General features: G+C 63.6%; 17 protein-coding genes and 2 tRNA genes. 7 read left to right on the top strand and 12 right to left on the bottom strand.

Features of this window, described 5'->3' with window-relative positions:
* Window positions 1-3: 3 nt before the first annotated feature.
* Window positions 4-348, bottom strand: a complete 345-nt coding sequence (locus LZ005_RS07650) for a LiaI-LiaF-like domain-containing protein (RefSeq protein ID WP_237806331.1) — start codon at window positions 346-348, stop codon at window positions 4-6.
* A gap of 126 nt (window positions 349-474) precedes the next feature.
* Complete coding sequence (locus LZ005_RS07655; protein WP_237806333.1) at window positions 475-1086, bottom strand: LysE/ArgO family amino acid transporter; 612 nt, start codon at window positions 1084-1086, stop codon at window positions 475-477.
* A 90-nt stretch (window positions 1087-1176) separates the two neighbouring features.
* Between LZ005_RS07655 and LZ005_RS07660 the strand changes: the two genes are divergently transcribed.
* Complete coding sequence (locus LZ005_RS07660; protein ID WP_373889310.1) at window positions 1177-2049, top strand: LysR family transcriptional regulator ArgP; 873 nt, start codon at window positions 1177-1179, stop codon at window positions 2047-2049.
* Here LZ005_RS07660 and pnuC read toward each other — a convergent pair.
* Entirely contained in the window at window positions 2029-2616 is a 588-nt protein-coding gene (gene pnuC / locus LZ005_RS07665; protein WP_237806337.1) for a nicotinamide riboside transporter PnuC, read from the bottom strand. The two genes, LZ005_RS07660 and pnuC, sit on opposite strands and share 21 nt — an antisense overlap.
* Before the next feature lie 54 nt (window positions 2617-2670).
* Here pnuC and LZ005_RS07670 point away from each other — a divergent pair, with 54 nt between their 5' ends.
* The gene (locus LZ005_RS07670) at window positions 2671-3384 is read left to right on the top strand and encodes an SOS response-associated peptidase (RefSeq protein ID WP_237806339.1); all 714 of its coding nucleotides are present in this window, start codon (window positions 2671-2673) and stop codon (window positions 3382-3384) included.
* 76 nt (window positions 3385-3460) lie between these two features.
* On the top strand, window positions 3461-4234 hold the full coding sequence (locus tag LZ005_RS07675; protein ID WP_237806342.1) for an ABC transporter substrate-binding protein: 774 nt from the start codon (window positions 3461-3463) through the stop codon (window positions 4232-4234).
* Here the strand turns inward: LZ005_RS07675 and LZ005_RS07680 are convergent, their stop codons facing one another.
* Together LZ005_RS07680 and LZ005_RS07685 are read right to left on the bottom strand one after the other, a co-directional pair.
* The gene (locus LZ005_RS07680; protein ID WP_237806344.1) at window positions 4235-5002 is read right to left on the bottom strand and encodes an ABC transporter substrate-binding protein; all 768 of its coding nucleotides are present in this window, start codon (window positions 5000-5002) and stop codon (window positions 4235-4237) included.
* Window positions 5003-5087: 85 nt separating this feature from the next.
* Window positions 5088-5447 carry a translational machinery protein gene (locus LZ005_RS07685; protein ID WP_237806346.1) on the bottom strand — a complete coding sequence of 120 codons (360 nt, stop codon included), beginning with the start codon at window positions 5445-5447 and terminating at the stop codon, window positions 5088-5090.
* A gap of 205 nt (window positions 5448-5652) precedes the next feature.
* Here LZ005_RS07685 and LZ005_RS07690 point away from each other — a divergent pair, with 205 nt between their 5' ends.
* A complete protein-coding gene (locus tag LZ005_RS07690; protein ID WP_237806348.1) occupies window positions 5653-7317 on the top strand; it encodes a sensor domain-containing diguanylate cyclase in 1665 nt (554 codons plus the stop codon).
* On the opposite strand, the gene LZ005_RS07695 is transcribed toward LZ005_RS07690, so the two are convergent.
* Window positions 7314-8663: a M28 family peptidase gene (locus LZ005_RS07695; RefSeq protein ID WP_237806350.1), complete on the bottom strand. Its 1350-nt coding sequence runs from the start codon at window positions 8661-8663 to the stop codon at window positions 7314-7316. The genes LZ005_RS07690 and LZ005_RS07695 overlap by 4 nt on opposite strands.
* A 133-nt stretch (window positions 8664-8796) precedes the next feature.
* On the opposite strand from LZ005_RS07695, the gene LZ005_RS07700 reads away from it, so the two are divergent.
* Window positions 8797-9279 (top strand): Lrp/AsnC family transcriptional regulator, encoded by a 483-nt coding sequence (locus LZ005_RS07700; RefSeq protein WP_237806352.1) that lies wholly within the window; start codon window positions 8797-8799, stop codon window positions 9277-9279.
* Window positions 9280-9397: 118 nt separating this feature from the next.
* Window positions 9398-10639, top strand: coding sequence for an HD-GYP domain-containing protein (locus tag LZ005_RS07705; RefSeq protein ID WP_237806354.1), 1242 nt, complete (start codon window positions 9398-9400; stop codon window positions 10637-10639).
* 9 nt (window positions 10640-10648) lie between these two features.
* Here the strand turns inward: LZ005_RS07705 and LZ005_RS07710 are convergent.
* The 6 genes from LZ005_RS07710 to LZ005_RS07735 all read right to left on the bottom strand — a co-directional run bounded on the left by LZ005_RS07710 (window position 10649) and on the right by LZ005_RS07735 (window position 15865).
* Window positions 10649-10725, bottom strand: a tRNA-Arg gene (locus LZ005_RS07710).
* 55 nt (window positions 10726-10780) lie between these two features.
* Window positions 10781-10857 (bottom strand) — tRNA-Pro (locus LZ005_RS07715).
* A gap of 46 nt (window positions 10858-10903) precedes the next feature.
* The gene (glmM, locus tag LZ005_RS07720; RefSeq protein ID WP_237806805.1) at window positions 10904-12244 is read right to left on the bottom strand and encodes a phosphoglucosamine mutase; all 1341 of its coding nucleotides are present in this window, start codon (window positions 12242-12244) and stop codon (window positions 10904-10906) included.
* On the bottom strand, window positions 12234-13097 hold the full coding sequence (folP, locus tag LZ005_RS07725; RefSeq protein ID WP_237806356.1) for a dihydropteroate synthase: 864 nt from the start codon (window positions 13095-13097) through the stop codon (window positions 12234-12236). Before folP ends, glmM begins: the two co-directional genes overlap by 11 nt.
* 73 nt (window positions 13098-13170) lie before the next feature.
* Window positions 13171-15051 carry an ATP-dependent zinc metalloprotease FtsH gene (ftsH, locus tag LZ005_RS07730; protein WP_237806358.1) on the bottom strand — a complete coding sequence of 627 codons (1881 nt, stop codon included), beginning with the start codon at window positions 15049-15051 and terminating at the stop codon, window positions 13171-13173.
* Between the two features lie 166 nt (window positions 15052-15217).
* Window positions 15218-15865 (bottom strand): RlmE family RNA methyltransferase, encoded by a 648-nt coding sequence (locus LZ005_RS07735; protein ID WP_237806360.1) that lies wholly within the window; start codon window positions 15863-15865, stop codon window positions 15218-15220.
* 38 nt (window positions 15866-15903) lie between these two features.
* Here LZ005_RS07735 and yhbY point away from each other — a divergent pair, with 38 nt between their 5' ends.
* Window positions 15904-16383, top strand: coding sequence for a ribosome assembly RNA-binding protein YhbY (yhbY, locus tag LZ005_RS07740; protein ID WP_237806361.1), 480 nt, complete (start codon window positions 15904-15906; stop codon window positions 16381-16383).
* Window positions 16384-16418 lie beyond the last annotated feature (35 nt).

Here is a 16418-nt window from a genome sequence, read left to right on the forward strand (position 1 = left end):
ACATTACTCCTTGCCGCGTTGTTTGAGGATCGCTTCCACAATCATCACGATGCCGCCGAAAACGACCACCAGCGGCCAGCTATTGTGGAAGTTGAAATCGAACCAGCCTTCGAAATTGGCGAAGACCCAGAGGCCCATGAAAATCATCCACAGGCCGCCGATCAGGACCTTCACCTGGGTGTAGTCGAACAGGCGGTTAATGCCAAAAACGACCAGCAGCAGCGGCGAATAATGCCACAGGTCTCGCATATCGAACATGTCGAGGCGGTCGAACAAAAAGGCTGCGCCAATGGCGATCAGGATCAGACCCCAAAGCAATTGGCCGCGCCAGCTATACCCGTCTTTCATCGTTCTCTCCTTGGGTGGAAAATTGGTATGGATGAAAGATAAAGGAAGCCCTTCCACTGCAAAAGCGGAATTCGGCGGACGGCGGTTGCGGGTCGGTGAATGGCGCGAAATTCGGCCAATGGCGGCTTACCAGCCCTTGTCCACCTGCCAGGCCAGCACCAGCATCGTGCTGCCGGTCAGGGCGTCGATGCATTTCCAGGCGAGCGGACGCTGGAATAGAGGCGCGAGCTGCCGGGCGCCCAGCGCCAGCGCACTGAACCACAGTGCCGAAGCGCTCATCGCCCCGAGGGCGAAGGCCGGCCGGGCCGGCGCGGGGAAGCCACCGCCGATGGCGCCGATCAGCACCACCGTGTCCAGATAGACGTGCGGGTTCAGCAGGGACATGGCGAGCACGGTCAGCAAGGCTGCACGCGCCGTCAGCGGCCGGTCGGCCCCGGCCGCCAGACTGTGCGATTGCCATACGGCGCGCCAGCTGCGCACGCCATACCAGAACAGAAAGCCGGCCCCGCCCCAGCGCGCCCCTTGCAGCAGCAGCGGCGAGGACTGGATCAGCAGCCCCATCCCGGCAACGCCTGCCGCGATCAGCAGCATGTCGATCAGCGTGCAGGTGGCGACCGTCAGCGCAATATGCTGGCGGCTCAGCCCCATGCGGATGACATGCGCGTTCTGGGCGCCGATGGCCATGATGAGGCCGGCAGACAGGCTCAGGCCTTGCAGGTAAGCGGGTAGATAGTCCATGCGCCTACTTTGCCCGCCCACGGCCAAAAGATAAACCAAATTTACGTAATTTCAGTTAGAGTTAAATTTGCTTAATTATGGAGCATGGGCATGCTGGACTTCCGCAAAGGCGAGGCCTTCCTCGCCGTGATCGACAGTGGCAGTTTCGACCAGGCGGCGGCGCAGCTGCATCTGACGCCCTCGGCCGTTTCCCAGCGGGTCAGCCAGCTTGAGATGGAACTCGGCATGACCCTGGTCGTGCGCGGCAAGCCCTGCCGCGCCACCCAGGACGGCCAGCGTCTGCTCCAATACTTGCGACGCGCCCGATTGCTGAGCGAAGAGTTTCAGGCCGACACGCGCGAGCAGCCGCTGCGCCTGGCCCTGGCCGTCAACCACGACACGCTCGCCACCTGGCTGCTGCCCGGCCTGGCCGATTTTCTCGCACGCGAGCGACTGCTGCTCGATCTCGCCCTCGATGACCAGGACCATACCTATCAGTTGCTGGCCGAAGGCCGGGCGCTGGCCGCGATTTCAACGGCAGCGGAACCAATGCGCGGCGGCGTCGTCGAAGCATTAGGAAGGATGCGCTACCGGTTACTGGCGGCGCCAGCGTTCGCCCAGCGCTGGTTCCCCAAGGGTCTCGAGCGGGAGGCCGCACGCCGTGCGCCCTTGCTGGTGTTCGACCGGAAGGACAGCTTGCAGGCGCGTTTTCTGGAGCAGGAGCTTGGCCTGCCGCCCGGAAGCGTGCCTTGCCATTACATTCCGGCCAGCGAGCCGTTTGCGCGCGCCATCGCGCTCGGTATCGGCTACGGCATGCTGCCAGACCAGCAGGTCAGCACGCCACTGCACGACCTGGCGCCCGGGCGCTGGATCGATGTGCCTTTGTACTGGCACGCCTGGCGCGTGCAGTCGCCGGCGCTGGAACGGCTGGCGGCCCAGGTGCGCGCACTGGCGCGGGCGTCCTTATTGCCGCTCGGGGACTAGTACCGCCGGCGCGTCCACCAGCGCCAGCTTGCGCCACAGCCGCCACGAATAGATGGCGTAGCAGAAGTAGAAAGCGTACAGGGCCGCCGTCAAATGCAGGCCGCGGCTGAGGTAGAGCGGCACGGCGACGCCGTTGACGGCAATCCAGACCAGCCAGTTTTCGAGCTTACGCCGCATCATCAGCAACTGGGCGAAGATGCTGAAAACGAGCACGGCCGAATCGATGAAGGGAGCGTAGGCGTTGGTAAAGCGATGCAACATCCAGCCGTAGGCGCCGGTGGCCAGGACGCCGATCGGCATCATCCAGGCCACAGTCGGCAGGCGCACGCGCGTCACGGGCAGGGGTTTGCCTTCGGCCCCGCGCAGCCATTGCCACCAACCCAGACAATTACTCGCGATGAAGAACGCTTGCAGCGCGACGTCGGCATACAGCTGGCTGCCATAGAACAAGATCGCAAACAGCAGGCAGCCGACGATGCCGGTCCACCAGCTATGGATGTTATTGCGCCCCGCCAGAATGATGGCGATGGTCATCATCGCGTTCGCGGCCAGTTCCAGAGTGCTCATAAAAAGCTGTGAATACGAAACGCGCCAGCATAGCATGCGCGCTATCATGCAGGCATGTGTGCCCGCATCGACCAAAACGAAACCCCACGCCACTACGCCCTCGCCTTCCGTTGGACGGCGTTCACGGACGCCAGCCAGGCGCAGCCGCTGTTCAATGTGTCGCCCGGCACGGCCCGCCCAGTCCTGCATGTGGCTGATGGCGAGCAGCGCATCGACGACCTGTTCTGGGGTTACCGCCCGGCCTGGGCCATGGACAAGATTCCGGTCGCGGCCAATGCCCGGCTCGAGAAGCTCAATCAGCGCTATTGGGCTCCGCTGTTCGCACATGGCCGGGTGATCGTTCCCGCCGATGGCTGGTACGAGTGGACGGGCGGCCCGAAGGATAAGCAGCCCTGGCATATCCATCTGAAATCGCGCCAGCCGCTTTTCCTGGCGGGGATTGCCTCAGTCGGCCCGGCTGGCGAACATCCTGCCGAGTCCGGTTTCGTGATCATCACTTACGGGGCCGAGGGCAGCCTGGTCGACCTGCACAGCCGCCGGCCGCTCGTGTTCGACGCGGACAGCGCTGCCCTGTGGCTCGATCCGCATCTGTCCCACGCCCAGGCGGATACCCTCGCGCATGAAGCCTCGCTGCAGGCGGAACTGTTTGACTGGTATCCGGTCGACAAGGCCTTGGGCAATGTCCGCAATCAGGGCGCCCAGCTGGCGCGTCCGGTGAGCCAGCAATCCTCCCCAGCGCCGGTGCAGGCCGGATTCGATTTCGGCTGATCATTCCTTTCGCGTAAGCACGAGAAGTGATAAGCTCAATGCAACACATTTTGTTGCTATTGCAATTTTCTCAAAAATGCATACCCGACTGTCGATCACTCTGCTGGGCCTGTTTTTTCTGGCCGCGCCGGCACGGGCCGCGCATCTGAGTTTTTGCTCTGAGCCAGGTGAAGGTCCGCCCTGGTTTTACGTCGAAAAATCCGCGAACAGCGCGCCGGTGGCGGCCGGCTTCATGGTCGACGTGCTGACCGAATCCTTCCGCCGCATGGGTCACCAGGCCAGCTTCCGTACCGACCTTCCATGGAAGCGTTGCCTGCAACTGGTGGCCGAGGGCCAGGTCGACTTTGCTTTCGGCGCCTACTACGATCCCGAGCGGGCCAAGCGTTTTGCCTACTCCAAACCCTACAAGACGCTGACGCCCCAGATTTTCTACACGAGCGCGCGCCCGATTCAGGTCAGTCATGTGCGCGAGCTCAAGCGTTACCGCGGCTGCGGCATGCTCGGCTCCAGCTATCTGCACTATGGGCTGCGCGAAGGCGAACTCGACCAGGGCGGGCATTCCTACCGCGCCATGATCAACAAGCTGAAAGCGGGCCGCTGCGATTACTTCCCGGAAGAGCTGGAGACGATCGCCACCCTCAATCTCGGGCGCGATGCCTATCTGGACGATCCCGCCCTGCGCCATCAGAACATCGAGGGTGCGCAGGCGCCCGGCCTGCACTTGATTGCGGGCATCGAGAAACCGGCCGCCAAACTCCTGCCGGCCTTCAACACGATCATGGAAAACATGCAGCGCGCCGGCGAACTGGCGCCGCTGTGGAAGAAGCACGCGGGCAACCTGCCCTACTGATCAGTCGGCGCCGCCGCCCTTGAAGCGCAGACGCGTAAATTCCGCGCTCGTGCGCGCGGCCTCCACGGCCGACCAGATCTGCTCGGCCCGTTGCGGGCGGGCAGCGACCAAGGCATGCGAGAGCACCAGGTAATAGGGTTTGGACACCAGCGGCGGCTGCAGAATCTCAAACTGCTCGCTCAGCGGCCCCTTGGTCAGCGATTCCACATCGGAACCGAATACAGCGGCGCCGCCCAGCTGTCTGCCGAGCAGTTTTCGGATGATGTCGACAGCCGGCATGTTCAGCTCCTGGGTCGGCACCTTCTGGTCGCGCAGGAAATCGCCCACCGAATAGCCGAGCTGGTAGCCAATCGGCCCCTGCTGGTTGCTGATGTGCTGGCCATCCCAACGGAGATCGCTGCCCTTCTTGCGTACGAGGAAGTACGAGGCGATGTGCATGCGCTTGCTCTCGTCCACGCGCGCAGCGCCAGGAAAAGCGGCCATGCGGGCGCGCGCCGGGCTGTAGGAGACCGAAAAAGCGCCGTCGACCTGATTCGCCTGCAGCATGGCAAGGCAGCGCTTCCATGGCAGGGCCTGAAAATCGATCTGGAGATCAAGACGCTGCGCCACTTCGCGCAGCAGGGTGAAGTCGAGGCCGTCGCCCTCGGCTGTGCGCCAGGGGCGCGCATCCTTGTTTTCGAAACACAGACGCAGGGTTTCGGCCGCCGCGGGCAGGGTCAAGAGGCTAGAGGCAAACAGCAGCGCGACAGAAAGGCGGAAAAACCGCATGGCGTTTCCTTGCATTGTGGGTAAGCCCAAGTGTACGCAAAGAAACGCCTGTTGCCCATCGTATTTTTCCGACGGGCACTATTTTTTAACGCATATTATCAACGCGGTGGAAGTACTTGCGGGCGTAAGCCAGCAGTTGGCCGTCGCTCGGGTGATCGATGGTTTCCACGCCGACGATCTTGTCAGCCTGATCGTGGTGATGCTTGACCAGATGCTTGACCAGCTTCAGCTTTTCCTGGCCGGGGCCGACCACGAGCACTTCGACCGCCGTCTTCAGGGCCTTGGCCAGATCATCGAAATACGCGGCGCTGTCGACCGTTTTGCCGCGCACGTGTTTGTGAGCCGCATCGGACTTGATGACAGAACTTTCCGATTCGTCGCGGTTAAAACCAATCAGGTGGGCTTCTTCGTGATCGAGCCAGACGACGAGATGATTGAACGACATGTGGTTTTTCCTTATTGTGGTTGGGCAACACGCCCACACTCAATCTACGGGAATGAACATAGAAAATAATTGATTCAACTCAAATTTTCACAGTTTTTGATGTCGCAACGTTTGCCATAACGCAATACGCACCCTTGTGGCCCCATGCAAAGCTCCGTAGACTGCTGAAAACGGATTTCTAATTCGACATCATATGTTGCGGCCCATGCCTCCCCGCCCGCGCAGTCTGCGCATCCAACTTGCCGTCTGGTTTGGCGGGCTCAGCCTCGTCACCCTGCTGAGCGCAGGCATCGTTGTCGGCGGGATTGCCACCACCGGCATGGAACAGGCCGCCGGCGACGACCTGTATCGCAGCGCCAAGGCCGGGGCCGACCTGCTGGCCGTTGGCCTGCGCGAGCGCGAGCGCGAGATCCGCGTGCTGAGCCGCGCGCCGCACTTCGTCCGCGGCGACCTCGACAGCAACGATGTGCGCCAGGCCCTGGACCTGCGCAAGCAGTTGAGCAGCGAATACGCCTGGATCGGCATTGCCGACGCCGAAGGCAAGGTCATGCAGTCGACCGATGGCGTCCTGATTGGCAACGATGTGCACGAGCGGCCATGGTTCATCCAGGGTCAACAAGGCCCCTACTCGGGCGACGTGCATGAGGCCGTCCTGCTGGCCAAACACCTGCCGCGCCCGCCCGATGGCCAACCCTTGCGCCTGCTCGACTTCGCCATCCCCGTCTACGATACCGAACATCGGCTGCGCGGCGTCCTCGGTGCCCATCTGCAATGGACCTGGGCCACAAATACTGTCCAGAACGCCCTGCCGCCCGACGCGGCCGCTCAGGGCATGGAAGTCCTGATTCTGAATCGCCAGGGCAACGTGCTCTACCCGCAGCGCCGCGTCGGCGAACATTACGCGCGCCAGCAGCTCGGCGCCCATGCCAGTAGCGTCATCGGCGCCGACGGCCAACGCTATCTGAGCAGCGCCGTGACTGTGGATACGGGCATGCCCGGCAACCTCGGCTGGCAGGTCGTCGTGCGCCAACGCCTGTTCGACGCCCTTGCGCCTGCCCATGCCCTGCGCAACAGCCTGATCGCGGCCGGCATCGCTGCGGCCCTGCTGTTTTCCCTGGTCGGCTATCTGCTGGCGGCCAATCTGGCGCGCCCGGTCGAGGCCCTGGCCAAGGCCGTGCGCGACATCGGCCGCGGCGAGACCCAGCCCAGCTTCCCCCAGGGCCGCATGACACGCGAAGTCCTGCGTTTGCGCGACGCCATCCGCGACATGTCGCGCGCCCTGCTCGGCCACCAGCAGGAACTGGAAACGATGAACGCCTCGCTCGAAGCCCAGGTGGCGGAGCGGACGGAAGCGCTGAGCGCGGCCAACCGCGAGCTCGAGCGTCTGGCCACGCATGATGGCCTGACGGGCGTGTTCAATCGCCGCCGCTTCGATGAAAAACTGCATGAAATGGTGCTGGCCGCCCAGCGCAGCGGGCGCAGCTTTGCCCTCTTGATCGTCGACGCCGACCACTTCAAGCAGATTAACGATGTGCATGGCCACCAGATCGGTGACGAGGTGCTCAAGCAACTGGCGGCCCTGCTCGACGCGGGCACGCGCGCCACCGACTTCGTCGCCCGTTATGGCGGTGAGGAATTCGTGGTCCTGCTGCCCGAAACCCAGAGCATCAGCGAAGGCTTGATCGTGGCCGAAAAGATTCGCGGCATGGTCGAAGAGACCGCCTTTGAGGGTGCCGGCCAGGTCACCGTCAGCATCGGTCTGGCCGTCAGCGGCGCGGAGGCCAACACCGGCCCAGCCCTGATTGCGCGCGCCGACCAGGCCCTGTATCACGCCAAGCAAGGCGGGCGCAACCAGGTGGTGGCGCTTTAACGCAGCGGCGTCGGATAGGTGGCGACGCTGACGTTGCCATCCTTGTCGACCGCCTGCACACCGAACAAATAGTTGTCCTTGGACTTCTTGACACGGCCCTCGGTCACATTGCCAACCCACTCGCTCCCTTGCCAGAACGGCGCATTGGTTTCGCGCCAGACGATGCGGTAGCCGGCCAGGTCGGGCTCGGTATTCGGCGCCCACTGCAGCACCGTATCATTTTCCAGCTGCTTGGTACGCACCTGCACCTGACGCGGGGCGGCCGGGGCCAGGGCCAACGTGGCCAGCGCAGCGGCATTCACGCGCGCCACCTGGGCGATGTAGTTGTAGTCATTGAATTCCGGCAGGTCGCCGATCTTCACACCGTTTTCGGTCCGCACATTCTGGTGCTGGTGGTTGTAATCCTCGTTCGGCTCGGTAAAGCGCAGGGCCGCGAAACCACGGTCGAGGAAGGGGCTGTGGTCACCGCCACGCAGATAGCGGTCGCGGCGGTAGATCAGGTTGACCTTGAAGCCCTTCACATAACGCTCGCCCATTTCCTTCACATGGCGCCCCAGCTGGCGCGTGATGCCGTCGTTCTCGCCGCCCGTTTCCAGCCAGGAGCGCATGGCGTCGCTCATCGGTTCCTTCACCGGCGGCACGCCCTGGGCGAACACCCGCACCTGCTTGTCGTCGATCCGGCCATCGTCGGCGCGCGAGCTGCCGATGATGTCATTGGTGAACATGCCGGCAATGTTCAGGTTCTTGCGCTTGGCGTTTTCGGCAAAACCGGCCGCCCCGAGCAGGCCCTGTTCCTCGCCCGCCACAGTCATGAAGACCAGGGTGGCATCAAACTGGTGCTTGCTCATCACGCAGGCCAGTTCCATCACAGCCGCCGTGCCCGAGGCATCGTCATTCGCGCCCGGGGCGAAACCCTTGGCATCCATCACGTCCGAATTGCGCGAGTCGTAATGCCCGCTAACCACATACAGGCGGTCCTTGGACTCGGCCTGGCTGCCGGGCAAGGTCGCGACCACATTGACCACCTCGGCCGGGACCGGCACACGGGCCGAGGCCGGCACCGTATGGCTGTCGAAGGCCACCTGCAGGCGCCCTGCTCCACAACGCTCGAGTTCGCCCTTGATCCAGCGCCGGGCCGCACCGATGCCGGTGGTCTCCGAGCTGGTGTCGGACAGGGTGTGGCGCGTCTCGAAACTGACGAGCTTGCGGACATAGGCCTCGATCCGCGCCGGCGAAATGTCGGACAGGATCTTTTCGACCGCGGGCTGGGTGCGCGCGGTATCGGGCGCAGCGGCCTGGGCGGCGAAGGCGGACAGAAGCAGTGAGGCCAGAACAGTGGTTTTCATCATGTGCAGGAAAAGAAGGTTTGCCAAACAGAAATTCTAATCAGGTACAGGGCAAAGAGTTTGCTAAAATGCCGGCGCCCGCGCACCTATTTGCGCAATAAAACCTGCATTTTACGGAAAGGCTTGGAAAATTTTGCCTAAAGTACGTCTCGACAAGGTCGACCGCCGCATTCTGGAAGAGCTGCAGAGCGACGCCAGGCTCTCGAGTGCCGACCTGGCCGAGCGGGTTTCCCTGACCACCTCGCCGTGCTGGCGCCGCGTCAAGCGCCTCGAGGAAGAAGGCGTGATCACCGGCTACGCCGCGCGCCTCGACACCCGCAAGCTCGGCTATCAGGTCATGGCCCTGGTCAACATCTCACTCAAAAGCAAGGACACCGAGCACGTCCAGGCTTTCGAGCGGGCCGTCCAGGCCATTCCGCAAGTGCTGGCCTGCTACCGCATTTCCGGCCGCTACGACCATCAGTTGACCGTCGTCGCCGAAGACCTGGAGAGCTACGGCAGCTTCGCCGAGGCCCACATCAATGGCCTACCCAACGTGCAGGAAGTCTACACCTCCTTCGTGTTACAGGAAGTCAAAGGCATGCGCGATACGCCGGTGCCGCCAGGCAGCGAATAAGCGCGACGATCGCGCCAAAAGCGCGTCAATACAAGCATTTTAGGCACAGATCGATCCCGACTGATTCACGCGGGCATTCCCACAGCTGGGCGCCGTTCGCGTATTCTGGCCGGTGACCATGAATCATTTTAATCGCCTCGCCGCCAAGCGCATCGCCCTCGTCAGCGTTCTGCTGGCCCTGCTCGTGGGGCCATTGATCTGGCATCTGAGCAAGCGCAGCGCCGAACATGAAGTCGTTTCATTGGCGATCGAAGAATCGAACCGCTTTTTGCGCCACGTAAGCGCAGCCGACTTCAGCTCGCCCGAGCGGGCGCGCGCGGCGGCCGAGCTGCTGTCCGGCGGCCTTTTCGACATCGCCGAGCTCTACACGGCCGATGGCCAGAAGCTGGCCGAATCGCTGACCGACTTCGGCGAACGGATCGAGGACCAATTGCCCAAGCACGGCAAGCCCCAGTACGCCGAGGCCAACTACGAAAGTCTGCAACTGACCGACGCCTGGGTGCTGCGCGTGTTCGTGCCGCTGCGCCCGCCTGGCAGCCAGCAGATCAGCGCCTATTTCGAGGGGGTGCGCGTCATTCCCGAACACCAGCGCAAGGACATCCAGACCTCGGCCATCGAAGTGGCGATGATCACCTGCCTGGCCGCCCTGCTCTGCGGCGCGGCGATCTATCCGGTGATCATCCATCTATCTGCGGATAACAACCGCAAGACCCTTGAAGTGCTCGATTCGCACATCGCGATGATGGAAGCCCTGGGCCGGGCGATCGCCAAGCGCGATTCCGATACCGGCGCGCACAATTACCGCGTCGCCTGGATCGCCGCGCGCATCGGCGAAGAAATGGGTCTGGCAGGCAGCGCCATGCAGTCCCTGATCGCCGGCAGCTTCCTGCACGACGTCGGCAAGATCGGGATTCCGGACGCCATCCTGCTCAAACCTGCCCGCCTCGACGATGGCGAAATGGCGACCATGCGCACCCACGTGCAGTTGGGCGAAGACATCGTGCAGGGCATGGGCTGGCTCGATGGCGCCAGCGAAGTGGTGGCCGGCCACCACGAGAAATGGGATGGCAGCGGCTATCCGCGCCACCAGGCCGGCGCCGCCATTCCGCTGTCGGCCCGGATCTTCGCCGTGGCCGATGTGTTCGACGCCCTGTCCTCCAAGCGCCCCTACAAGGAAGCGCTGCCGTTTGACGAGGTCATGCACAAGCTGCAGGCCGACTGCGACAGCCACTTCGATCCGAATGTCATCGACGTGTTCAGGAAGATCGCGCCCGAGATCCAGGACAAGCTCAGCGATCCTTCCGAACAGAATGCCCGCACCCTGCTCGAATCGCTGATTCGCAAGCATTTCACAACTTGAAGGTGGGGATGGCCTGCCCAGCTGGGTTCGAACCAGCGACCCTCAGCTTAGAAGGCTGATGCTCTATCCAACTGAGCTATGGGCAGGTTGTCGAGGACAAAAGAAAAGCGGGCTGTTCGTGAACAACCCGCTTGGGGTGAGTGGTCGGAGTACAAGGATTCGAACCTTGGACCCCCTGGTCCCAAACCAGGTGCGCTACCGGGCTGCGCCACACTCCGTCATTGGCATGTTAGCCGCTGACACTGTTGCCGTCAATGTAAGGGCCTAGGCGGCGAGCTTATCGGCGATGCGGCGCGCCATCTGTTCGGCCACGGCGGCCTCCTTGGCTTCGACCATCACACGCACCAGCGGTTCCGTCCCCGATGCGCGGATCAGCACGCGGCCATCTTCGCCCAATTCGCGCTCGACGGCTTCTTTTTCGGCCACTGCGGCGGCATTGCTGTCCCATTTGAAACCGGGCGCGACCTTCAGATTGATCAGGGTCTGCGGGAACAGGATCAGGCCGGACGCGGCTTGCTTCAGGCTCTGGCCGCTGCGCTTGAGTGCGGTCAGCACCTGCAGAGCGGAAATGATGCCGTCGCCGGTCGAGTGCTTGTCCAGGCACAGCAGATGACCCGAACCTTCGCCGCCGTACAGCCAGCCCTTCTCCTGCATCACTTCGAGCACGTAGCGGTCGCCAACCTTGGCGCGCGCGAAACCCACGCCCATTTTCTTGAAGGCGACTTCGAGCGCCATATTCGTCATCAGGGTGCCGACGGCGCCGGCCACCGGGCCCAGCTGCATGCGGTCGGCCACGATCACATACAGCAGCTCGTCGCCGTTGTAGGTACGGCCGTCGGCATCGACCATGATCAGGCGGTCGGCGTCGCCATCGAGGGCGATGCCGAGGTCGGCCTGGTTCTCGACCACGGCGGCCGACAAGGCGGCCGGCGCGGTGGCGCCGAAGCCGGCATTGATATTGAAGCCGTCGGGCTTGGCGCCGATGGCGACCACTTCAGCGCCCAGCTCGTGGAACACGTGCGGGGCGATGTGGTAGGCGGCCCCGTGGGCGCAGTCGACCACGATCTTCAGGCCATGCAGGTCAAGGTCGTTCGGGAAGGAGCTCTTGCAAAATTCGATGTAGCGGCCGGCAGCGTCGTCGAGACGCTTGGCGCGCCCGAGCTTGTCGGCCGTGACGCATTCCAGCGGCTCGTCGATGGCCGCTTCAATCGCCAGCTCCACCTCGTCCGGCAGCTTGGTGCCCTGGGCCGAGAAGAACTTGATGCCATTGTCGGGATAGGGGTTGTGCGAGGCCGAAATCACCACGCCGGCCGACAGGCGCAGCGCGCGCGTCAGGTAGGCGATGGCCGGGGTCGGCATCGGGCCGGCCAGCATCACGTCCACGCCGGCCGAGGCCAGGCCGGACTCGAGCGCCGCTTCCAGCATATAGCCGGAGATGCGCGTGTCCTTGCCGATCAGGACCGTGGGGCGGCCGCTGACGGTGCCGCGCGACTTGGCCAACACTTTGCCTGCGGCATAGCCGAGGCGCATCACGAACTCCGGCGTGATCGGCGCCTTGCCGACCAGGCCACGCACCCCATCGGTGCCGAAATACTTACGTCCCATCTTGTCCCTTTTCATGTTGCGTCCTCCATGCGGCTTGCCAGACGCGCAGCGCGTCAACGGTCTCGGCCACATCATGGACCCGCACTATTTTACTGCCATGCGCTACCGCAGCCAAAGCGCCACCCAGGCTGCCGGCCAGGCGCTGCTCGACCGGTTTGCCGGTGATGGCGCCGATCATGCTCTTGCGCGACAGACCGGCCAGCACGGGCAGACCGGTCTCGGCTTCGATGCGGCCAATGCCGCGCAGCAGGACCAGATTGTGTTCGAGCGTCTTGCCAAAGCCAAAGCCGGGGTCGACGCACAGGCGCGCGCGCGCCACGCCGGCCGCCTCCAGCGCCGCCACGCGTTCCTGCAGGAAGGCGATCACCTCGGCCAGCACATCCTCGTAATGCGGGGCCTGCTGCATATCGGCCGGGGTCTTTTGCATGTGCATCACGCACAGCGCGCAGTCGGCCTCGCGCACGGCCTCGATCGCGCCGGGCGTGCGGAAGGCATGGATGTCGTTGATCAGGTCGGCGCCGGCGATGATGGCTTCGCGCATCACCTCGGGCTTGGTCGTGTCCACGCTCAGCGGCACGCCGTGGTCACGCAGCGCATACACGACAGGCAGCACGCGCCGCAGTTCTTCGTCGAGCGGCACAGGCGGGGCGCCGGGGCGGGTCGATTCGCCGCCGATGTCGATCAGGTCGACGCCGTCGGCCAGCATGCGCTCGGCATGGTCGATGGCCGCTTCCAGGCTGGCGTGGCGGCCGCCGTCGGAAAAGGAATCGGGGGTGGTGTTCAGAATGCCCATCACCTGGGCACGCTGGCTGAGATCCAGGCCGAAACGGCCGCATTGAAGACGTTTGCTCATGCTGAAAATGGAAAGCGGGCCCGAGGGCCCGCAGTGGTCGGTGGCGCGGGTCTGTCGACCCGCCCTGCCCGCTTTACGCCGGGGCGGTCGCGTTGGGCGACACGCCGCCGCCCGTTTCGCTCGGCGGCGCTTTCGGCGTCACGATGTGCTTGGGCGGACGCGGCTCGTGGCCGGCCATGATGTCGTTGATCTGGTCGGCATCGATGGTTTCCCACTCGAGCAGCGCCTTGGTCATCATCTCGACCTTGTCGCGGTTGTCCTCCAGCAGCTTGCGCGCCAGATTGTACTGCTCGTCGAGGATGCGGCGGATTTCGCCGTCCACCTTTTGCTGGGTGGCTTCCGAAATGGTCTTGGTGCTGCCGCCGAAGAAGCCTTCGTTCTCAGAATCCTCGTAGACCATCACGCCCAGCGTATCGCTCATGCCGAAGCGCGTGACCATCGAACGGGCCAGCTTGGTGGCACGCGAGAAGTCGTTGGCGGCGCCGGTCGACATCTGGCCGACGAAGATTTCCTCGGCCAGACGGCCGCCGAACAGGATCGAAATCTGCTCGAGCATCTTGTCCTTGTAGCCCGACAGATTGTCGTGCTCGGGCAGCTGCCAGGTCAGGCCCAGGGCGCCGCCGCGCGGCATGATCGTGACCTTGTGCACCGGGTCGGCCTTGGGCAGCAGCTTGGCCACGACGGCGTGGCCGGACTCGTGATAGGCCGTGTTGCGGCGCTCTTCCTCGCGCATGACCATCGACTTGCGCTCCGGCCCCATGTAGATCTTGTCCTTGGCGTCTTCGAAGTCCTGCATGTCGACCAGGCGCTTGCCGCGGCGCGCCGCGAACAGGGCCGCCTCGTTGACGAGGTTGGCCAGATCGGCGCCCGAGAAGCCCGGCGTGCCACGCGCCAGGATGTCGGCCTTGACGTCCTGGGCGATCGGCACTTTACGCATGTGCACATTGAGAATCTGTTCGCGGCCGCGGATGTCGGGCAGGCCGACCATCACCTGACGGTCGAAACGGCCCGGACGCAGCAGCGCCTTGTCGAGCACGTCGGCGCGGTTGGTGGCGGCCACCACGATCACGCCCGAGGTGGCCTCGAAGCCGTCCATCTCGACCAGCAGCTGGTTCAGTGTCTGTTCGCGCTCGTCGTTACCGCCGCCCATGCCGGCGCCGCGGTGGCGGCCGACGGCGTCGATCTCGTCGATGAAGATGATGCAGGGCGAGTGTTTTTTGGCCGTCTCGAACATGTCGCGCACGCGCGAGGCGCCGACGCCGACGAACATCTCGACGAAATCGGAACCGGAGATCGAGAAGAACGGCACCTTGGCCTCGCCCGCGATGGCGCGCGCCAGCAGGGTTTTACCGGTGCCCGGGGGGCCGACCATCAGCACGCCGCGCGGAATGCGGCCGCCCAGTTTCTGGAATTTGCTCGGGTCTTTCAGGAAGTCGACGATTTCGCCGACTTCTTCCTTGGCTTCGTCGCAGCCGGCCACGTCGGCCAGGGTGACGGTGTTGTTCGACTCGTCCATCATGCGCGCCTTCGACTTACCGAAGGAGAAGGCGCCGCCCTTGCCGCCGCCCTGCATCTGGCGCATGAAGAAAATCCACACGCCGATCAGCAGCAGCATCGGGAACCAGGAGATGAAGACCTGCTGGAGGAAGCCCGGCTCTTCGGGCGGCTTGACGTCGAAGCGCACGTTATTGTCGCGCAGGTCGCCGACCAGGCCGCGGTCCAGCAGGGTGGCCGTGGTGCGCACCTTGGTGTCGTCCAGGCGCGTGGCGGTGATATTGGCGCCCTCGATCACCACGTCCTTGATGCGCTTGGCCTTGATATCGTCCAGCAGTTCGGAGTAAGCGATCGGCTTGGCGCCGCCGAGGCTGTGTTGGGTGTCGAACTGCTTGAACAGCAAGAACAGCAGCAGGAACACCACGACCCAGATGGCCGATTTGGAAAACATGTTATTCACGCAAACTCCTTCGGTGCACGCCGGCACCCATATGATCCCTAAGGGTCGATTTTACCCGAATCGGCTGGCCACGCCATGCGGCAATCCTGCCGTGCGCCTCAAATCAAGGGCTTTTGTGGTGCAAATGTGGATGATCGCGACAAATACAAGGGGGATATGTATCGAATCAGGCGGCCGGATGCTTCAAACCGCGCCCGAGCAGGAAGATTTCGGAGCTTTTGTCGCGGCTGGCCTTGGGCTTTTTCTGCTGGACCGTTTTGAATTCGGCTTTGAATTTATCGAGAATCGGATTAAACCCGGAATCCTTGAAGCATTTGGCCAGCAGGGCCCCGCCCGGCTTCATGTGCTGCTGGGCGAATTCGATGGCCAGGTCGATCAGGTGCTCCATCCGCGCCGCATCGGCGTCGGCGATCCCGGACAGGTTGGGCGCCATGTCGGACAGCACCAGGTCGGCCTTGGCGCCCTCGAGCGCCTGCTCGAGCTCGGCCAGCACGCTCTCCTCGCGGAAGTCGCCCTGAATGAAATGCATGTCGGCGATCGGCTCCATCGGCAGGATGTCGAGGCCGATCAGGCGCCCGTGGATGCCGCCGCCATCGGCCCCGGCCAGCTTGCGCCGCACATACTGGCTCCAGGAACCCGGGGTCGAGCCGAGTTCGACGATGACCTGGCCCGGCTTGATCAGCTTGGCCTCCTCGTCGATTTCCTTGAGCTTGTAGGCCGCGCGCGCGCGGTAGCCCTCTTTCTGCGCCAGCTTCACATAGGGATCGTTGAGGTGATCGTGCAGCCAGCTTTTATTGATTTTGTTCTTTGCCATTCGCGTAGAATACCGGTTTTAGCGGAATAAAAAATATTATGACTATCAAACTCACCCCCGCCGAGCGCTCCGAACTGCGCGCCCAGGCCCATGGCCTGAACCCCGTCGTCATGGTTGGCGAGTCCGGCCTGACCCCGGCCGTGATGAAGGAAATTGCGGCCAGCCTCGACGCCCACGGCCTGATCAAGGTGCGCGTGTTCGGCGACGAACGCGAAGACCGCATTGCCATTTATGAAACGATCTGCGAGGAACTGGGCGCCGCCCCGGTCCAGCACATCGGCAAGCTGCTGGTGCTCTACCGTCCGAAGAAAGAGGCCGAGAAAGACAAGACCGCCAAGCGCAAAGGCGCCGGTCTGCGCCAGGTCACCATCGTCAAGCCCTCGGCCGACGGCACCAAGAAGCCGACCGTGCAGAAAGTCCTCGTCAAGGGGAATGAGCGCGTGACCCAGGGCGGTTCGATCAAGCGCGCCAAGGTGCGCCAGAAGAGCGCCAAGAAGTCGGCCCTCGGCACCAAATAAGCGCCGCGGGGCCGGGGCGGCGCGGGTCTAGGGAC

It is taken from the genome of Massilia sp. TS11 (assembly GCF_022012445.1).
In the GTDB taxonomy this organism is placed as follows: domain Bacteria; phylum Pseudomonadota; class Gammaproteobacteria; order Burkholderiales; family Burkholderiaceae_D; genus Telluria.

Bases quoted from the DNA above. Each gene is read 5' to 3' on its own strand.
- LZ005_RS07650 (WP_237806331.1), bottom strand. From the start codon at position 348: ATGAAAGACGGGTATAGCTGGCGCGGCCAATTGCTTTGGGGTCTGATC.
- LZ005_RS07655 (WP_237806333.1), bottom strand. From the start codon at position 1,086: ATGGACTATCTACCCGCTTACCTGCAAGGCCTGAGCCTGTCTGCCGGC.
- LZ005_RS07660 (WP_373889310.1), top strand. From the start codon at position 1,177: ATGCTGGACTTCCGCAAAGGCGAGGCCTTCCTCGCCGTGATCGACAGT.
- pnuC (WP_237806337.1), bottom strand. From the start codon at position 2,616: ATGAGCACTCTGGAACTGGCCGCGAACGCGATGATGACCATCGCCATC.
- LZ005_RS07670 (WP_237806339.1), top strand. From the start codon at position 2,671: ATGTGTGCCCGCATCGACCAAAACGAAACCCCACGCCACTACGCCCTC.
- LZ005_RS07675 (WP_237806342.1), top strand. From the start codon at position 3,461: ATGCATACCCGACTGTCGATCACTCTGCTGGGCCTGTTTTTTCTGGCC.
- LZ005_RS07680 (WP_237806344.1), bottom strand. From the start codon at position 5,002: ATGCGGTTTTTCCGCCTTTCTGTCGCGCTGCTGTTTGCCTCTAGCCTC.
- LZ005_RS07685 (WP_237806346.1), bottom strand. From the start codon at position 5,447: ATGTCGTTCAATCATCTCGTCGTCTGGCTCGATCACGAAGAAGCCCAC.
- LZ005_RS07690 (WP_237806348.1), top strand. From the start codon at position 5,653: ATGCCTCCCCGCCCGCGCAGTCTGCGCATCCAACTTGCCGTCTGGTTT.
- LZ005_RS07695 (WP_237806350.1), bottom strand. From the start codon at position 8,663: ATGAAAACCACTGTTCTGGCCTCACTGCTTCTGTCCGCCTTCGCCGCC.
- LZ005_RS07705 (WP_237806354.1), top strand. From the start codon at position 9,398: ATGAATCATTTTAATCGCCTCGCCGCCAAGCGCATCGCCCTCGTCAGC.
- glmM (WP_237806805.1), bottom strand. From the start codon at position 12,244: ATGGGACGTAAGTATTTCGGCACCGATGGGGTGCGTGGCCTGGTCGGC.
- folP (WP_237806356.1), bottom strand. From the start codon at position 13,097: ATGAGCAAACGTCTTCAATGCGGCCGTTTCGGCCTGGATCTCAGCCAG.
- LZ005_RS07735 (WP_237806360.1), bottom strand. From the start codon at position 15,865: ATGGCAAAGAACAAAATCAATAAAAGCTGGCTGCACGATCACCTCAAC.
- yhbY (WP_237806361.1), top strand. From the start codon at position 15,904: ATGACTATCAAACTCACCCCCGCCGAGCGCTCCGAACTGCGCGCCCAG.